The organism is Limosilactobacillus albertensis (assembly GCF_014145555.1).
Classification (GTDB): Bacteria; Bacillota; Bacilli; order Lactobacillales; family Lactobacillaceae; genus Limosilactobacillus; species Limosilactobacillus albertensis.
This window is the reverse complement of sequence record NZ_JACIVD010000045.1, coordinates 1-14,784: the sequence shown is the minus strand read 5'-3', so window position 1 is coordinate 14,784 and position 14,784 is coordinate 1. Positions and strand designations below refer to the sequence as shown.

The following is a 14,784-nucleotide window of genomic DNA, read 5'->3' as shown; positions in this document are numbered from 1 at the left end:
TAGAATTCCACTCATTTATTGATTTAATTAAAATATCTGAGGCACGCTTTCACAAATCAAAAAGCCCCTAACTCTCATCAACAAAGGGTCGCTGTAGATCTCAAAATGCTACTACTCCTCAAATCCTATTTTCATACTCAATCATTATAACAAATATAGCTTTAAAAACAAGGACCAATCTGTAGATATGAGTTTCCTCTTCTCTCTTACTTATTATATGTTACAATGGTAATCATTAAATAATAATGAAAGGTTGATGAGTTATTTATGACAAACCCTACTATTCAAGCCGTAACGATTGCCGGGCATGATTCAGATGGAAGTGCTGGAATGCCCGCTGATCTCCATGCTTTTTTTGCGGATGGCGTATATGGTCACGGTATTTTAACTGCAGCTGTTTCTGGAAATTCTTATGGTATTACTGCTTCCCAAGTAATGCCCAAAGAGTTTATCGCCGAACAATTTAAAGTATTAAGCGAAGACTTCGATATAAGAGCAGCTAAAACGGGAATGCTTGCCAATGATGATGTCATCAATGTCGTCGCTGATAATTATTCTCCCCAAAATTTTGGTCCATTAGTCGTTGACCCGGTAATCATTACTAAGCACGGGGCAATGTTACTCGAACAATCGGCCTACGAATTATTCCGCGAACGAATTATTCCCCTTGCGACCGTCATCGCCCCTAACTTCTATGAAGCGCAAAAACTAACCGGAATTGAAATGACAACGAATGAAGAACGGGTCAAAGCCGCCCACTATCTTCAAGATTTAGGGGCCAAAAACGTTGTAATCAAGGGTGCCCATAACGATGACACACAAACAACAGTTGATGACTTTATTCTTCTTGAAAACGGGGATAGCTTCTGGCTTAAAAAGCCCTTTGTTAAGACCGACCGGTTGAATGGAACCGGAGATAGTTTTTCGGCAATCATTGCTGCTGAACTTGCTAAGGGAAATAATGTCAGCGCAGCAGTAACAAGGGCCAAAGATGCCGTCTATGCAGCAATTGCAAATCCATTAACAGTTGGTCATAAATTTGGCCCCATCAATCACTGGGATGCACAAAAAGAGTTGAATTAGGAGTTTTTAGTTCCTGACTAATTTAATGATAAGGCGATTGAATCATCATTTTCATTATTACAATCAATTAATGAAGTCAAAAGTTGCTAGAGATGCCCTCGACTTTGATAATAAAAATAAAGGCTGAGAAAAACATAAGATTTTCTCAGCCTTTATTTTTAACTAAGCGGGTAACGAGAATCGAACTCGCGACGCAACCTTGGGAAGGTTGAGTTTTACCACTAAACTATACCCGCATTTGCTAACTAAGCTCAACACTTAGTTAGTATATACCTCTTCTAATTATTTGTCATCTTTTTTTGAAGATTTTTTTGCTTTCTTAGATGCCTTAGAATCATCGGCTTCCTCTTCATCATCAGCTTTTTCTTCACGAGGAACTGCCTTAATCATCTTAGCATCTTTTTGGCGAATGACAGCACGGCTATTTAATTCATTAACCCCACTCTTGTCAGACGGATCAAAATCTTGGATTGATACCATAATCGAATTGGTATAAACCTTTTCAACAACCCCCGAAAAATCATGTTCTAAGGGACCAAACTTTTTACCTTTTACAATATCGCCAATTTCAAAATCTGCCACTTAATTTCACCTCAAATATTATTTATTATATATGGAAGTAATATACGTACCTTACACTTTTTTTTATACATTTTCAAGCCAAAAGTATGTGGTCAGTTGCTTTCAAGAATGCTAAAATCAAAGCCGAAAGGAGCCTACCCATATGTTAAAAATAATAGTGGCGATCCTGATCGTGATATTACTAATCACCACTACCATCGGGTTACGCGCTAAAATTGAGCGAAAAGTAACTAATTGGCTTGAATTAAGTCGCCTATTCTATTTTCTTTTATTAACCGCTTCGATTGTCCATGCCTTTTTGCATTTTAAAACACAATTCCTTAGCGATATATTATGGATTATTTTTTTGATTATTATCTATATGCTAATGGAAACTGCTTTTCGCCTAAAACGTGAGACATTTGGCAATCCACATTTAACAATCCTGCTCTTTATTTTCTTAGTTTTAGCGTTAGGAATTAGTTGTTGGTGGATCTAAACCAATAACTATTATTAATTGTATCAATCATTTTTACTAGCTGACTAGTTTCTTCGACATCATGAACACGTAAGACACGACCGCCGCGTAAATACATTGCCGTTTCTGCAATTAATGTTACGTCTAGGCGGTCTTCTTTGGCTAAATTAAATAATTTTTGCCCAAAGCCCTTTCGTGAAATTGCAACCATAATTGGCCGATGCAGGTAATTAAGCTGGTCAATATTACGCATCATCGTATAATCCTGGTATCCATCCGCAATTTTGGCATAACCGATGCCCTGATCAAGAACCACTCGTTCAAGATTAATACCCGCAGCAGCGATCGTTCCCAAATTATGTTCAAAGAACTTTTGAATTGCGACTGTTAAATTATCGTAATCGTGGGTCCGGCTGCTATGCATCGTAACCATCCCCACTGCACTTTTAGCCATTAAAGCTAGTTTTTGATTTGTATCAAATGCTTGAACATCATTAATAATATCAACGCCTGCTTTTATTGCCGCTTCCATAACCGGTAATTTATATGTATCAACAGCAATTGCTATTTGCGGATAATCATGCTTGAGGATATCAATAGCGGGCATGATCCGATGAATTTCTTCTTGCGGGTCAACTTCAGTAAAGCCACCTGGTTTAGTAGTTTGCCCGCCTACTTCGATTACATTTGCTCCTGCCTTGACCATTTTATCGATTTGGCGAGTAATTTCAGCAATTGATTGATATTTTCCGCCATCATAAAATGAGTCCGGCGTCACATTAAGGATTCCATAAATAACCGGCTGCTCATTAAGCTTAAATGTAAAGCGTCCGGCCCGCCACAAGATTTGATGGTGTTCCTGAATTTGTTTAAGAGAAGCAAGCAGCTCTCGGTCATTATTCCAACGTTCTTGAACATGAATCATCAACGCTTTAAGTGATTGCAATGGAAATAAAAATTCAACACGGCTGCCAATACAGACTACTGGCACATCAAAATGACAAACGAACTGTTCAACCATCGCCGCAGTTTCAACTTTCTCACATTCCCAAGTTAATAATAACTGTTGATGCCGATTGATTTGATCAGCCAAAATAGCAGTTTCTAACTTAGAAGTATTGTTGGTAATTGTTTTTTCAGTAATTTTCATTTTACTTCTCCCAACTGATCTAATAAATTTTTCACAGCGCGTGCACGATGAAGATATGAAATACGTTTAGGACGACTCATTTCGGCAAGAGTCTGATCTTCGCCATCCGGTATTAGAATTCGATCAAACCCGGTTGAATTAGTTCCGCGTTCTTCAGATGCAATTACTCCAGTTAATTCACCGCGAGCAATATTGCTGACGTGTCCATTAACTGCTAAAGCAATTGTCGTCTTCATCGTAAATTTACGTGATTTCCCATTAACTAATTGAATCAAATACCGATTGAGCTGGCCGTCGGGAACTTCAACCGCTAATTCACGTGCTGTTTGAACGCCATATTTTGTAGGAAACGCAGCTAGTTCTAGTCCAGAATCGTCAGCAATAACATTAGCTTCTGGTAATTGCTGGCTAATAAAGATTGCCTTTTTAGTCGCATTTTCTTGGTAGTTCGTCGTCGATTCTGATGGAAAATGCTGGTGCGGTAGTTTGTCCGTATAGATTTCGCCCCACTGGTGGTAAAACCGCAAAATTTTTTGGATTTCATCTGCCTTAAAAGTATTATGGGTTGCAATAACAAAATTATTTTTCATTTAGATTGGCCTCGATGTCTTTAATGGTATAAAAAGAGCCAGTAACAATGATTAGATCATCAGGATTCGCAAGCTCTCGTGCCTTTGCCAGTCCCTCATTTGGTGTTTTAGCAACTACCGCCTGTGGAAGAATTGCTGCCAATTCAGTAACCGGGAAGGCCCGAGATAGGTGATTAGGAATGGTAATAATTAATCTATCTGTTAATCGTTGATAGGTTTTACACATCTCTATAATGTTTTTATCAGCAAGGAACCCTAAGACCATAATAATTTTATTGCTAGGGTAAAATTGCAAAGTATGATAAAGCTGATGAGCAGCATCAGGATTATGAGCCCCATCAAGAACCACAGTTGGATGATGAGCAATCACCTGCATTCGTCCGGGAATAGAAATTGTCTTCATCATCGTTAATAACGGTTGCCATGAATTTATAAAACCTTCCTGAATTAAATATCGAAATACGCTAATAACAGTGCCAAGATTCTGGCTTTGAAACTCCCCAAGCAAGCTAAAAGGGACCGAATGTAATGCATTATTAAAGAAAATGGCTGCTTTTCCATCAATGATTTTCTGCTCTTTAGCAAGAGTCAGCTCTACATTTTGACTCTGAGCATAGTCATGAATAATATCACTTACTGCTTCTTGCTGGCACGGTCCAAGAAAGACCTGGTGAGTACCCGTCTTGATAATGCCAGCTTTTGCATACGCAACGTCGGTAATCTCAGGTCCTAAAATACGGGTATGATCAAGGGCAATATGAGTGATTACTGCAATTAATGGTGCGTTAATTATATTAGTCGCATCATCACGTCCGCCTAGTCCACACTCAATCACTGCCCAATCTACTTTTTGATCGGCAAAATATTGAATCATTATTAACGTCCACCATTCGAATACCGTGATATCAGCTGGTGTAATATTAACTGGTAATCGCCTAACAATTTTTTGATAAGTATCTACAAAAGCTTGTCTGCTTATTAACTTATCATTAATTTTAACCTGTTCACGATCATCAACAAGCGCTGGACTGTTAAAATAGCCTACCTTGTATCCTGCATATTGTAGGCTTTGTTCCAACATCATCCCAGTTGAGCCTTTTCCATTAGTACCCGCGATGTGAATAATCTTAAATTGACGATCTGGATTTCCCAAACTGGCAAGAATTGGTTTTAAAAATTTAATACGATCTTTTACACCACCGAGCATTCGCCGGTTAAAGCCCGCAATAATTTGTTCATAAGTCAGCACGGTTATTCCTCGTTTGCATTAAAAATTCTCGTTTTAAGTCTTTATCTTCCTTAAACCGACCAGTAAATTTATCAGTATAGGTGTACTGCCCTGCTTTATTAACACCGCGCATTTCCATACAAAGGTGGCGCGCGCTAATTGTTACCGCAATTCCGGCAGGATCAAGGATACGCTGTAATTCTGCTACTAAGTCCGTTGTTACTTGCTCCTGCATTCCTGGCTTTTTAGTCACGAAATCAATTAACCGCGGAATTTTGCTTAAACCAATTACCCGGCCATCTTTAGGAACATATGCCACATTAGCGTAACCAAAAAACGGCAACAGGTGATGCTCACACATTGAATAAAACGGAATGTGCTGAACTAATACCATCTCCGGAACATCACTAACATGAAACACTTTATAATTAGCCATATCTTCAGGTTGACGTTTCAAAGATGAAAAAACTTCTTGATACATTTTAGCAACCCGTTGCGGAGTTTCTAACAATCCCTCACGGCTCGGATTTTCACCGATAGCAATTAACAAATCCCTAACAGCTTTTTCTATTTTTTGTTGGTCCATAAAAACACCTCTTGTCCATATATCTTTTTTAGCCAGTTATGATCTGAAGTTGCTTTCAATAAAGCAGTCAATCGTTGGTGATAAGGTTCATCCGAAGTTGAAATCTCAATCATTGGAACTAGTACAAAGCGCCTGTTCGCCATTTCTGAATGCGGGATTATTAAAGTCGGTGTTTTGATTTGCTGGTGGCCAAAGTCAATGATATCTAAATCAATTGTCCGCGGTCCCCAGTGGATAAGCCGCTTACGGTGAAGGCTCTGTTCAATCCAATGCAAGTAATCAAGGAGCTGTTGGGCAGTTAAATCTGTTCTTAGTTTTACAGCAATATTATAAAAAGAGTCCTGCTTTACACCACCAACTGGTTCCGTTTCATAAACGGATGAAATCGCTAAAAGTTCAATTTGAGATGAACTTGCTAATAGCTGAACTGCTTTTTGCAAATTTGCTAACCGATCACCAATATTACTGCCAATACTTAAATATGCTTCATTCATGGTCGTTTGCTCCCTGCACCTCAATTTCAATATTGTCAAAGATTCCGGCAATTGGCACACTATATTTACGAATACGTAACCGCACGTTGTCTAACATCGGATAAGTCCGTAAAATTTCATGAAGCAAGTTATTAGCAAGACTTTCAATTAAGTTATAGTTGTGATGGGTCACAAATTGCGCAATTGTGTCATAGACATCTGCATAGCTAACCGTTTCTTCTAAGTTATCCGTCCTTACTTTAGTTTCAATTGGGTAAGTCATTTCACAATCAACTTCTATTTTTTGACCGAGCTTTTTTTCTTCCGCAAACACGCCATTATATGTATTAAATGACATATTATTAATTCTAATTTTTCCGATAAGCTACTGCCCCTTCACGTTTTATTTTCTATCATAACGCATAAGTTTCTTTGTGAAAATATACTAATGAATTAAAGGGATAATCTTTTCTTGATACCAATTTTCTCCCGCTGCTGAGAATGGATTGGAAAAAGGTGCCGGCTTTATTAAAGCATCATCAACATTGAATAATCTACGTTGTCCCTTTACTTTTAATGGTTCAATCCAATACGATCCTCCAGTTTCAAATGGTGCGATTTTCCAAGCATAGTAAGATTGGTCGCCATCACAACGTTTTTCTATATCGACTATTTTTGCAACACATAAGGCATATCCAGCTACCGCTCCCCGTGTTTTCTTAGCTGTATTACAAATTAATAAGTCACCACGGTATGAGGTTGTCCAGCTTCGGTATTCTTCTGTTTTATTGCCATTAAGTATTTCCATTGCGTATTCGGGATGAATTGATAAAGCTTTCATGGATATTCTCCTTCTAGGTTATAAATACTATTTATTGTAGCTTAGTTATCATGTCTCGGCAAAAAACACTTGTAATTTTTATTGAGTTCGGTATACTTAGTAGTGTTACAAAATAGTTTAGTGCCTCAGTGGCGGAACTGGCAGACGCGCAACGTTCAGGTCGTTGTATGGTTATCCATGTACAGGTTCGAATCCTGCCTGAGGCATTATTTAAGAATTGTAAAAAGCGGACAAACATTGTTTTAGCAGTGTTTGTCCGCTTTTTTATATTCGCAGAAATAGTATAAATTTGTCACTCTAGTACACAAAAAAATCCCGACCACTGCATCATCTGCAATAATCGGAGTTTTTGTTAAACTTATAATTAATTTCAGTATTATACCTCAAGTAATACTACGTTCCTATTTATCAAATATTTCTCCATCAATTATTTAATAAATTGAATCATCGTACCATATGCTGTTAATACTAAGAATTTAGGTGCCACTTGCATGTTAGCCACATTCGTAGTAAAGCGAACCTCGACAACACCATCTGCACCTTTTTCACTTGCACGTCGCTTTAATTTTTCTTGAACATCACTAAATAACTGATCCATTGACTCGAAGGAATCAATAGCTTCAGATGGCATTGCTAGATGACTAGTAGCATTAACAATCCCTAAAATTCGATGTGCCTGTGGAAACCCCTCAGTTGATAAAAACATCTGCCATCCTCCTAAAATCATTACCACTTTAAAATAACAAAGAGACTGGAATATTTCCAGCCTCTTTGTTATTTTACGGAAAGAATCTGCTACTTTGCTAAGGAACTAACTTTATTATCCACTTTTGATTCTAACTTCCGCAAAGTCGCATTATATTATCAATCTAGTGCACCCTGGTGACAATTCATTACATAAATATTTAATTCGAGGTTTCGTGTCACACTTATGTTGCTTCTAGCCTACTCCTCAATTTTCTTTCGGCGCTAAATTGATTAACGAGAATTTATATTAATCTCTGTTTCTGTTCTTTCCACACCCATAATATACCATCTTTTGAAAGCGATTACAATAGTTAAATTTAACTAACTTGCATTAAGAGAATATACATTGCTATTGCATTGTTAATTATATGAATTGCAATCGAATTACGAATATCTGCTGTTCGTAAATAAACAAAAGCAAGGACCATTCCCATATAGGCATACATCAAAAAACTAATAGGATTGCTACTCATATGTCCTGCTGAAAAAACAATTCCTGAAAGAATTACTTTCGGCCAAATATTTCCACGCTTAAAGAACATATTTGTAAGCGTTCCTCTAAAAATAAGCTCTTCTGCAATCGGGCTCAGAATAACCGCAGAAAACACAAATACTACTGTAATAACCTCATTATGACCGAGCATACTACCAAGCGCTGCATTATTAGCAGTTTCAGTTTGATGATAAAGCAGTCGATTGAAATAGCTCAATATGTCCATTCCAATGATAATTGCTAAATAACCGCCAATAATCTGGCCAACCTTAATGCCTGCTGGTTTTCCTAATTGGTTATACGACTCATAAGTTCGTCGCGCCCACCAAATAATTACAAGCATGAGGCAAATAAACAAGGCCATAAAACCGTAAACAGCTAATTGATTGGTTTTTGCATAATGCAATGCAAATCTTACGGCAATAGGGGGAATTTCAATTGCAATCAACATTACAGCAATTAAAATCACTCTAAAAATCCAAGATTGCTTAATTATTTTCATTTTTTTGTTTTTCTTCCTTTGCTCGTTTTTCACGCATACGTTGAATACTCCAGCGGGTTGAGATTTTAGTCACAATAATGTTTGCCACTACAAAACCGATTACCCACAACAGGTACATAACCCACCCTGAGATATAGTGCTCAATTGTTAGCCACACTAAAATCGCAAAAATGATAAATGGCGGAATAACTACCTTAAGGATAAATTCTGCTTTCACAAGTAAAACCTCCATATTATTTGATCCACAGTTTACTAAATCAGAAAATAAATCGCAAGTTATTATCTGAAATAATAAAAGGTAAGGAAATCCGTTTTCCTTACCCTCCTTTATCACTAAATTATATTAATTTATTTAGTTATTCTTTGAAGCAGCCATAACTTCCTCATGTGTAGGAATTGATGGTAATGCTCCTAGTTTTTGAACGGCTAATGAACTAGCACGCTGAGCATATACCAATGCCTTTTCAATGTTACTCATATCAGGCTTTAATTGGGAAGAAAGCGCACCGATAAATGTGTCACCAGCTGCCGTTGTATCAACAGCATTTACCTTAAACGCCGGAATGAAGTTATAACCGTCTTGAGTACAATAGAAAGCACCCTTCGCACCAACAGTAATAATTAAGTTACGAACACCCATTTGTGCAAACTTAGCAGCAGACATTAACATTGAGGTTTCATCAGTAACAATAATACCGGTTAAAGTAGCACTTTCAGTTTCATTTGGAATAATCAAGTCAGTAAGTTTTAGTAAGTCGGGATTAATCTTATGCGCAGGAGCTGGATTTAAGATTGTTTTAACACCATTTTCCTTAGCAATTTCAAATGCCCGTAATGTTGCATCTTGTGGTGTTTCAAATTGGGCAATAACAAAATCTGCACCAGCAATTTGATCACGTGCATCTTCAACTTCTTTAACACTTAATTGTTGGTTGGCACCACCATATACCAAAATACTGTTTTGACCACTTTCATCTAACAAGATAGCTGCTGAACCTGTTCCAGCATTTTCATCAACATGAATTCCGGTTGTATTGATATTATTATCCTTTAAAGCTTGGATCATCATCTTACCACCGGCATCCTCACCAACTTGACCAACGAAAGCTGTATCGGCACCAGAACGTGCAGCAGAAACTGCTTGGTTTGCCCCTTTACCCCCAGCAGCATTAGTCTTATCTAAAGCAGCAATTGTTTCACCAGGTAATGGCATCCGCTTAACTTTCATTGTCGTATCAACATTTAAACTACCTACAATTGTTACATGGTTTGTCATTAATTATTTCCTCCTTAAACAATCGGCATCTAATTGATAATACCATCATACCATATTACTTTTGCCGATAGGAACTTGTGCTATTACGTTTAATTAATTTTACTGGAAAGTTTTGCACACGTGCTCCATTACTATTATGGTCTATCTGTTCAATTAGCATTTTAGTGGCACCCGCACCTAAATCAAATATTGGCTGCTGAACAGTTGTAAGTCGTGGAGAAACATAATCATCCCAGTAAATATTATCATAGCCAATTACAGAAATATCATCAGGAACTTGCACTCCTAATTCATGCAAGCCGCGTAATAGTCCAATTGCCATCTCGTCATTTGCTGCAAAAACCGCAGATGCTCCTGTTTCACAGACTTTTTTAGCTGCCTTATAACCACCATCTTTGGTTAAGGGTGCTCGAATAACATCATGGTGAGCATCAATCGTTAATCTATTTTCATCAATCACATTTTTAAAACCATTCATCCGATGATTTAAATTTTCCGTTGGATTATCAGATGTAAGAACCGCAATATGTTTATGACCTAATTCAATTAAATGTCTGGCTGCAATTTGGCCACCAAAATAATCATTCGTTTGAACACGATCACCCTCCTGCGTATGATTCTGATCAAACAAAATGTATGGAATATCATTGAATGAGATGACCTCTTTAATTGTTTCGGTTGTCATAGTTGCGCTAGCGATTACTAATCCGCTAATTGACCGTTCAATCATCTGCGAAAGATAGTACTTTTCAAGTTTAGGATCACGATTAGCACTAAATACAAGCGGAATAAACTCCGCTTCCCGAGCGATACTTTGAACACCTTCAATAAAGGTACCAAAAAACGGGTTAGCAATATTAGGAACAAGTACCCCAATAGTTTTTGCACTTTTTAGAATCAAGTTCCGCGCATTAAAATCAGGTACGTATTTATATTTATCACGTAACGCAAGTACCTTTTCCTGTGTTGCTGCGCTAAAACGGTCACCCTTATTATTTAGGATTTGAGAAACTGTTGTAACAGAAACTCCTGCTTCTCTTGCCAAATCGCGAATTGTTATTTTCTTTTTCATCGCCGTCCAACCTCTTTAGTAAACAGTTTTATCAACTAAATTGCATTTAACTAATTTAAACTAAAATGACCTATTTTGCAATCACATTTCATTAAAAATATCTTTAAGAATTTGTTTTCCCGTTGCCATTTGGGTCCCGCGAACGCGAATATAATCAATTTGGGCGCGTAAAATATCATATTCCCATAATGAAGATAAATCGTGATCGTTAAAATAGCGAAGCGTAACATTAATTGGAGTTAACGCAGTAATTATTCCTGTAAAATCATCGCTCCCCTTATACTTTTTAGTTCCAATAACAACAGGAAGGCGGTTTACATACGAATCGTTTAAAAGGTTCGATAATAAGTCTCCGCGCGTAATTGCTGGATGTTCATCAATAAATTTCTGTACTTGCCAAATATCAAAATAATTATGAGTATGTGCTACTTTTGTTTTCTCAGAAATATTCACTAGGTAATCACTATGACGCTCTGTATAAAAAATACTTTTAATCCGAATCACAATCAACCCGTTAATTTTACCGTCCCAGTCAATACTAATCATTAAACAAAATACTGGATCTAAGGCAACGACAAATCCTACATTAAAATATTCATCATTGGGTAGGTTATGAACCTCAATCAGCGTCCCCTGCTGCTTGGCAAGCGTTAATTGAACTCGGTTTTCATTTTCATTCTCTGTTTTCATCTTTACTTCCTTAAAATTGATTTTTCAAATGATTAAATTTTAAAAATTTGATCGCATTCCATCTCCTATTATAATCGCTAACAATGTAGATGTAATAACTTTTACTACGATAAGCTAAATCCAACAACCACCAAATATTGTAAAATTAGGTGTGTCATTCCACAATATTTTGTAGTAAGATGTTTTCTGTGACAAAAAAGTAAAGAGGGGCCATTATGGTGATTATTACAGCAGGGATGATTGGTGTCGGTAAAACAACTTTAACTGGAAAGATTGCCGAACACTTACATACAAAAGCATTTTTTGAACCAGTCGGAGAAAATCCAGTTTTACCACTGTATTATAAAAATCCAAAACAATACGGCTTTTTACTCCAAATTTATTTTTTAAACAAACGATTTTCAATGATTAAGCAAGCACTCGCTGACGACAATAACGTGCTTGACCGCTCAATCTATGAAGATGCATTGTTTACGCGAGAAAATAACGCTGAAGGCAACATTACAGATACTGAACTTGAAGTATATCTAAAACTTCTCGATAATATGATGAATGATCTCCAGCAATTACCAAAGCGCGCACCAGATTTAATGGTCTATTCTGAGACCGACTTTGAAACAATTCTATATCGAATCAAAAAACGCGGGCGCGATTATGAGCAAATTGATACTAATCCAGAATTAAAGGATTACTACTACAAAATGTGGAGTGCCTATAAGCAATGGTATAAAGATTATGATGCTAGTCCAAAAATGAAAATTGATTTGGAGCGTTACGACCTTGAAGATCCTAAAAATGTTGATGCAGTTTTAGCAATGATCGACGAACGCCTAAAGTCATTGCGATAAGTAACGAAGGAGCATAAATATGTTTAGATTTATTTTCAACATATTTATGCTTTTTTCTTTTTCTTCCAATGTTGCCGTATGATTTTAATCAATCCCACCGTCCCAACCCCACCAAGTAACGGAATATATTGGGGAATATCGAGATCAGTTTTACTTGCTTGAACAGGATGCTTATCAATTACTGTAGGTGTAGAACTACTTGCCATTTCTTTCTCCGCAAGCGGAAGCGGCTTCATATTTTCGTTTCCACTATAAACCTGCTCATCGTACCTAGTAAGTTGGTAGGTATCGATTAAACGATTTAGCTTCTGGTCATATCGCGGGTCTGTAGCATAACGTCCCCGTAATGCACGAGTAGCGTCACGATAGCCACTGGTATTCTGCCGATGAACATCATGGTAAAGCGGATCATCTAGCGTTTTGGCATAATCCTTTAATGCCGCATATTCATTAGGATATCGACGGAAATTACTAAAAACCTGTAGTTTCTGCCCTTGTGAATTATATTCAGTTGTTGGTTGTGACACAGTTTGCTGATCAAAATAACCCTTAACGCCAAATAAGTTATTATATGGTGATTTTCCTAGCGTACTACAGCCCCAATCACTTTCTAAAGCCGCTTGGGCAATAATAACTGAGGGGTATAAATCATACTCTTTACCAATTTGCTGGGCAACTGGCGCAATTCGATTAATAAACTTTGCTTGTATCACGGAGGGAAGCTGGGGTAAATAAGTGCGCAAATCCGATTCTGGAATTGATCGTACGCCTTCTTCCGCTTTATTTTCTGATGGAATAGAATCCCTATCAATATTGTCAACCGCACTTTCATATTCGGCTAAATATGTATTGATATATTCTTCATCATGGCCGGCTAATTGTCCTTCATCAATCGGTTTTAAATTTTTAACATCTTCACATGCATCATAGTGAGCCTGTTGAGTACTATCAGCTTGAGCGGTCCCGCTAAGACCCGTTAATATTATTAATGTGCTAGTGATGACACGTCGTTTTAACACAATAAAACACTCCTTCATAACGTCCTATAATATATATACGAGGAAATTTTGAATTTGCATTTTTAAAATCCCGAAATGTCAATTTAAATTAGAAAAATGTTGAAAGCTGTTCATCTGTGACGTGACTTAGGAATACTTCAAGTGGTGTGCGGTAGTGAAGTGACTTCCGTGGAATAGTATTTCGTTTGTGCATCAGCTGGGTGATTAGTTCATCTGGTAAATTACGGAAGTCTAATCGTTTACTGAGACCGTCACGACGTAAGATACCATTATTGTTTTCATTCAGGCCGCGTTGATTGGGCGCTCCAACCTCCGCAAAATAAGTATGAAGATCATGTTTATTGGCAATCTCACGCCAGCCCGCGAATTCCTTACCATTATCAAAGGTAATCGACTTAACGAAATGACGAGGTATTTTAGAAAGCCATTTATCCAAGTGATAGTTAACTGCTTCATCAGTTTTACGATGAACGTTAAGCACAATCATCACCTTAGATTGACGTTCCACCAAGGTCATGACCGCACCACGATGAGCTTTTCCTTGAACAGTATCAGCTTCAAAGTGACCAAACTCGTGTTGGTAGTGAGGAAAATCATGGTATCGCTGGTAAATACTCCGACCGAGATGCCCCGCCTTACCACGTCGTTCGACATAGCCATTGGGGTGTCGCTTGCCTTTCATCGGTAATTGCTGGACGGCAAAATTGTACTGTCCACGAGCAAACATCCGATAAAGTGTCCGCATACTACAGCTAATTGTCCGTTCTGCTCGACCAATGATCGTATCAGGTGTCCAGCCCGCTTTAACCTGCTCATTGATGTAGCTGATCTCATCCTTGGCTAGCTGAGCCTGCTTACGACCACAACGCTGCTTATTCCGTTGGTAAGCCTTAAGATACTGTGCAATGGTCTTACCGCTATCAAGAAATCGATAGACTCGGTAAATAGTTTCTTGGCTTCGTTTAAGCAGTTTAGCAGCTTGATAAGCCTTCGTACCTTGGTGCCAAAAATTAGCTATGAGGGTTAGTTCACGTGTGGTAAGATGTTTATAAGTCATTTGTGATGTTCCTTTACTTTTGTTTGTGGTTATTCAAAAGTCTATCACAAATGGCTTTTTTATTTTTCTAACTTAATTTTACAAACGGCG

The 14,784-nt window shown here is 37.6% G+C and carries 18 protein-coding genes and 2 tRNA genes; 3 read left to right on the top strand and 17 right to left on the bottom strand.

Features of this window, described 5'->3' with window-relative positions; genetic code table 11:
- Positions 1–267: 267 nt before the first annotated feature.
- The gene (gene thiD / locus H5S41_RS01410; RefSeq protein WP_182601820.1) at positions 268–1,083 is read left to right on the top strand and encodes a bifunctional hydroxymethylpyrimidine kinase/phosphomethylpyrimidine kinase; all 816 of its coding nucleotides are present in this window, start codon (positions 268–270) and stop codon (positions 1,081–1,083) included.
- A gap of 165 nt (positions 1,084–1,248) precedes the next feature.
- Here thiD and H5S41_RS01405 read toward each other — a convergent pair.
- From H5S41_RS01405 to H5S41_RS01365, 9 genes are all read right to left on the bottom strand, one after another.
- Positions 1,249–1,319, bottom strand: a tRNA-Gly gene (locus tag H5S41_RS01405).
- A 46-nt stretch (positions 1,320–1,365) separates the two neighbouring features.
- Positions 1,366–1,665 (bottom strand): hypothetical protein, encoded by a 300-nt coding sequence (locus H5S41_RS01400; protein WP_182597500.1) that lies wholly within the window; start codon positions 1,663–1,665, stop codon positions 1,366–1,368.
- A 458-nt stretch (positions 1,666–2,123) separates the two neighbouring features.
- The gene (gene folP, locus H5S41_RS01395) at positions 2,124–3,272 is read right to left on the bottom strand and encodes a dihydropteroate synthase (protein WP_182601818.1); all 1,149 of its coding nucleotides are present in this window, start codon (positions 3,270–3,272) and stop codon (positions 2,124–2,126) included.
- Positions 3,269–3,862 (bottom strand): dihydroneopterin triphosphate diphosphatase FolQ3, encoded by a 594-nt coding sequence (folQ3, locus tag H5S41_RS01390; protein ID WP_182601816.1) that lies wholly within the window; start codon positions 3,860–3,862, stop codon positions 3,269–3,271. The genes folP and folQ3 overlap by 4 nt, the downstream gene beginning before the upstream one ends.
- A complete protein-coding gene (locus H5S41_RS01385; RefSeq protein ID WP_182601814.1) occupies positions 3,852–5,111 on the bottom strand; it encodes a bifunctional folylpolyglutamate synthase/dihydrofolate synthase in 1,260 nt (419 codons plus the stop codon). Before H5S41_RS01385 ends, folQ3 begins: the two co-directional genes overlap by 11 nt.
- Positions 5,098–5,676 (bottom strand): GTP cyclohydrolase I FolE, encoded by a 579-nt coding sequence (folE, locus tag H5S41_RS01380; protein WP_182601812.1) that lies wholly within the window; start codon positions 5,674–5,676, stop codon positions 5,098–5,100. Before folE ends, H5S41_RS01385 begins: the two co-directional genes overlap by 14 nt.
- Positions 5,658–6,170 (bottom strand): 2-amino-4-hydroxy-6-hydroxymethyldihydropteridine diphosphokinase, encoded by a 513-nt coding sequence (gene folK / locus H5S41_RS01375; protein ID WP_182601810.1) that lies wholly within the window; start codon positions 6,168–6,170, stop codon positions 5,658–5,660. The genes folE and folK overlap by 19 nt, the downstream gene beginning before the upstream one ends.
- Positions 6,163–6,531, bottom strand: a complete 369-nt coding sequence (gene folB, locus H5S41_RS01370; protein ID WP_182601900.1) for a dihydroneopterin aldolase — start codon at positions 6,529–6,531, stop codon at positions 6,163–6,165. The genes folK and folB overlap by 8 nt, the downstream gene beginning before the upstream one ends.
- 63 nt (positions 6,532–6,594) lie before the next feature.
- Positions 6,595–6,990: an ASCH domain-containing protein gene (locus H5S41_RS01365; protein WP_182601809.1), complete on the bottom strand. Its 396-nt coding sequence runs from the start codon at positions 6,988–6,990 to the stop codon at positions 6,595–6,597.
- 122 nt (positions 6,991–7,112) lie between these two features.
- Here H5S41_RS01365 and H5S41_RS01360 point away from each other — a divergent pair.
- Positions 7,113–7,196: transfer RNA gene (locus tag H5S41_RS01360), tRNA-Leu, on the top strand.
- A gap of 221 nt (positions 7,197–7,417) precedes the next feature.
- On the opposite strand, the gene H5S41_RS01355 is transcribed toward H5S41_RS01360, so the two are convergent.
- The 6 genes from H5S41_RS01355 to H5S41_RS01330 all read right to left on the bottom strand — a co-directional run bounded on the left by H5S41_RS01355 (position 7,418) and on the right by H5S41_RS01330 (position 11,770).
- Entirely contained in the window at positions 7,418–7,696 is a 279-nt protein-coding gene (locus tag H5S41_RS01355; RefSeq protein WP_182597508.1) for a heavy metal-binding domain-containing protein, read from the bottom strand.
- A gap of 358 nt (positions 7,697–8,054) precedes the next feature.
- Positions 8,055–8,732 carry a type II CAAX endopeptidase family protein gene (locus H5S41_RS01350; protein ID WP_182601807.1) on the bottom strand — a complete coding sequence of 226 codons (678 nt, stop codon included), beginning with the start codon at positions 8,730–8,732 and terminating at the stop codon, positions 8,055–8,057.
- On the bottom strand, positions 8,719–8,964 hold the full coding sequence (locus H5S41_RS01345; protein ID WP_163705488.1) for a hypothetical protein: 246 nt from the start codon (positions 8,962–8,964) through the stop codon (positions 8,719–8,721). Before H5S41_RS01345 ends, H5S41_RS01350 begins: the two co-directional genes overlap by 14 nt.
- Before the next feature lie 120 nt (positions 8,965–9,084).
- The gene (gene rbsK, locus H5S41_RS01340) at positions 9,085–10,008 is read right to left on the bottom strand and encodes a ribokinase (protein ID WP_153710392.1); all 924 of its coding nucleotides are present in this window, start codon (positions 10,006–10,008) and stop codon (positions 9,085–9,087) included.
- 55 nt (positions 10,009–10,063) lie between these two features.
- Positions 10,064–11,080 (bottom strand): ribose utilization transcriptional repressor RbsR, encoded by a 1,017-nt coding sequence (gene rbsR, locus H5S41_RS01335; protein WP_182601804.1) that lies wholly within the window; start codon positions 11,078–11,080, stop codon positions 10,064–10,066.
- 81 nt (positions 11,081–11,161) lie between these two features.
- The gene (locus H5S41_RS01330) at positions 11,162–11,770 is read right to left on the bottom strand and encodes a hypothetical protein (RefSeq protein WP_182597511.1); all 609 of its coding nucleotides are present in this window, start codon (positions 11,768–11,770) and stop codon (positions 11,162–11,164) included.
- Between the two features lie 215 nt (positions 11,771–11,985).
- Between H5S41_RS01330 and H5S41_RS01325 the strand changes: the two genes are divergently transcribed.
- Positions 11,986–12,618 carry a deoxynucleoside kinase gene (locus tag H5S41_RS01325; protein ID WP_153710395.1) on the top strand — a complete coding sequence of 211 codons (633 nt, stop codon included), beginning with the start codon at positions 11,986–11,988 and terminating at the stop codon, positions 12,616–12,618.
- Between the two features lie 44 nt (positions 12,619–12,662).
- Here H5S41_RS01325 and H5S41_RS01320 read toward each other — a convergent pair whose 3' ends face one another.
- Both H5S41_RS01320 and H5S41_RS01315 read right to left on the bottom strand, forming a co-directional pair.
- A complete protein-coding gene (locus H5S41_RS01320) occupies positions 12,663–13,655 on the bottom strand; it encodes a glycoside hydrolase family 73 protein (protein ID WP_182601802.1) in 993 nt (330 codons plus the stop codon).
- 70 nt (positions 13,656–13,725) lie between these two features.
- Positions 13,726–14,694: an IS30 family transposase gene (locus H5S41_RS01315; protein ID WP_085720378.1), complete on the bottom strand. Its 969-nt coding sequence runs from the start codon at positions 14,692–14,694 to the stop codon at positions 13,726–13,728.
- Positions 14,695–14,784: the final 90 nt, after the last annotated feature.

Bases quoted from the DNA above. Each gene is read 5' to 3' on its own strand.
- H5S41_RS01320 (WP_182601802.1), bottom strand. From the start codon at position 13,655: ATGAAGGAGTGTTTTATTGTGTTAAAACGACGTGTCATCACTAGCACA.
- H5S41_RS01355 (WP_182597508.1), bottom strand. From the start codon at position 7,696: ATGTTTTTATCAACTGAGGGGTTTCCACAGGCACATCGAATTTTAGGG.
- H5S41_RS01345 (WP_163705488.1), bottom strand. From the start codon at position 8,964: ATGGAGGTTTTACTTGTGAAAGCAGAATTTATCCTTAAGGTAGTTATT.
- folQ3 (WP_182601816.1), bottom strand. From the start codon at position 3,862: ATGAAAAATAATTTTGTTATTGCAACCCATAATACTTTTAAGGCAGAT.
- folK (WP_182601810.1), bottom strand. From the start codon at position 6,170: ATGAATGAAGCATATTTAAGTATTGGCAGTAATATTGGTGATCGGTTA.
- rbsK (WP_153710392.1), bottom strand. From the start codon at position 10,008: ATGACAAACCATGTAACAATTGTAGGTAGTTTAAATGTTGATACGACA.
- H5S41_RS01330 (WP_182597511.1), bottom strand. From the start codon at position 11,770: ATGAAAACAGAGAATGAAAATGAAAACCGAGTTCAATTAACGCTTGCC.
- H5S41_RS01350 (WP_182601807.1), bottom strand. From the start codon at position 8,732: ATGAAAATAATTAAGCAATCTTGGATTTTTAGAGTGATTTTAATTGCT.
- folE (WP_182601812.1), bottom strand. From the start codon at position 5,676: ATGGACCAACAAAAAATAGAAAAAGCTGTTAGGGATTTGTTAATTGCT.
- thiD (WP_182601820.1), top strand. From the start codon at position 268: ATGACAAACCCTACTATTCAAGCCGTAACGATTGCCGGGCATGATTCA.
- H5S41_RS01325 (WP_153710395.1), top strand. From the start codon at position 11,986: ATGGTGATTATTACAGCAGGGATGATTGGTGTCGGTAAAACAACTTTA.
- H5S41_RS01365 (WP_182601809.1), bottom strand. From the start codon at position 6,990: ATGAAAGCTTTATCAATTCATCCCGAATACGCAATGGAAATACTTAAT.
- H5S41_RS01315 (WP_085720378.1), bottom strand. From the start codon at position 14,694: ATGACTTATAAACATCTTACCACACGTGAACTAACCCTCATAGCTAAT.
- rbsR (WP_182601804.1), bottom strand. From the start codon at position 11,080: ATGAAAAAGAAAATAACAATTCGCGATTTGGCAAGAGAAGCAGGAGTT.
- folP (WP_182601818.1), bottom strand. From the start codon at position 3,272: ATGAAAATTACTGAAAAAACAATTACCAACAATACTTCTAAGTTAGAA.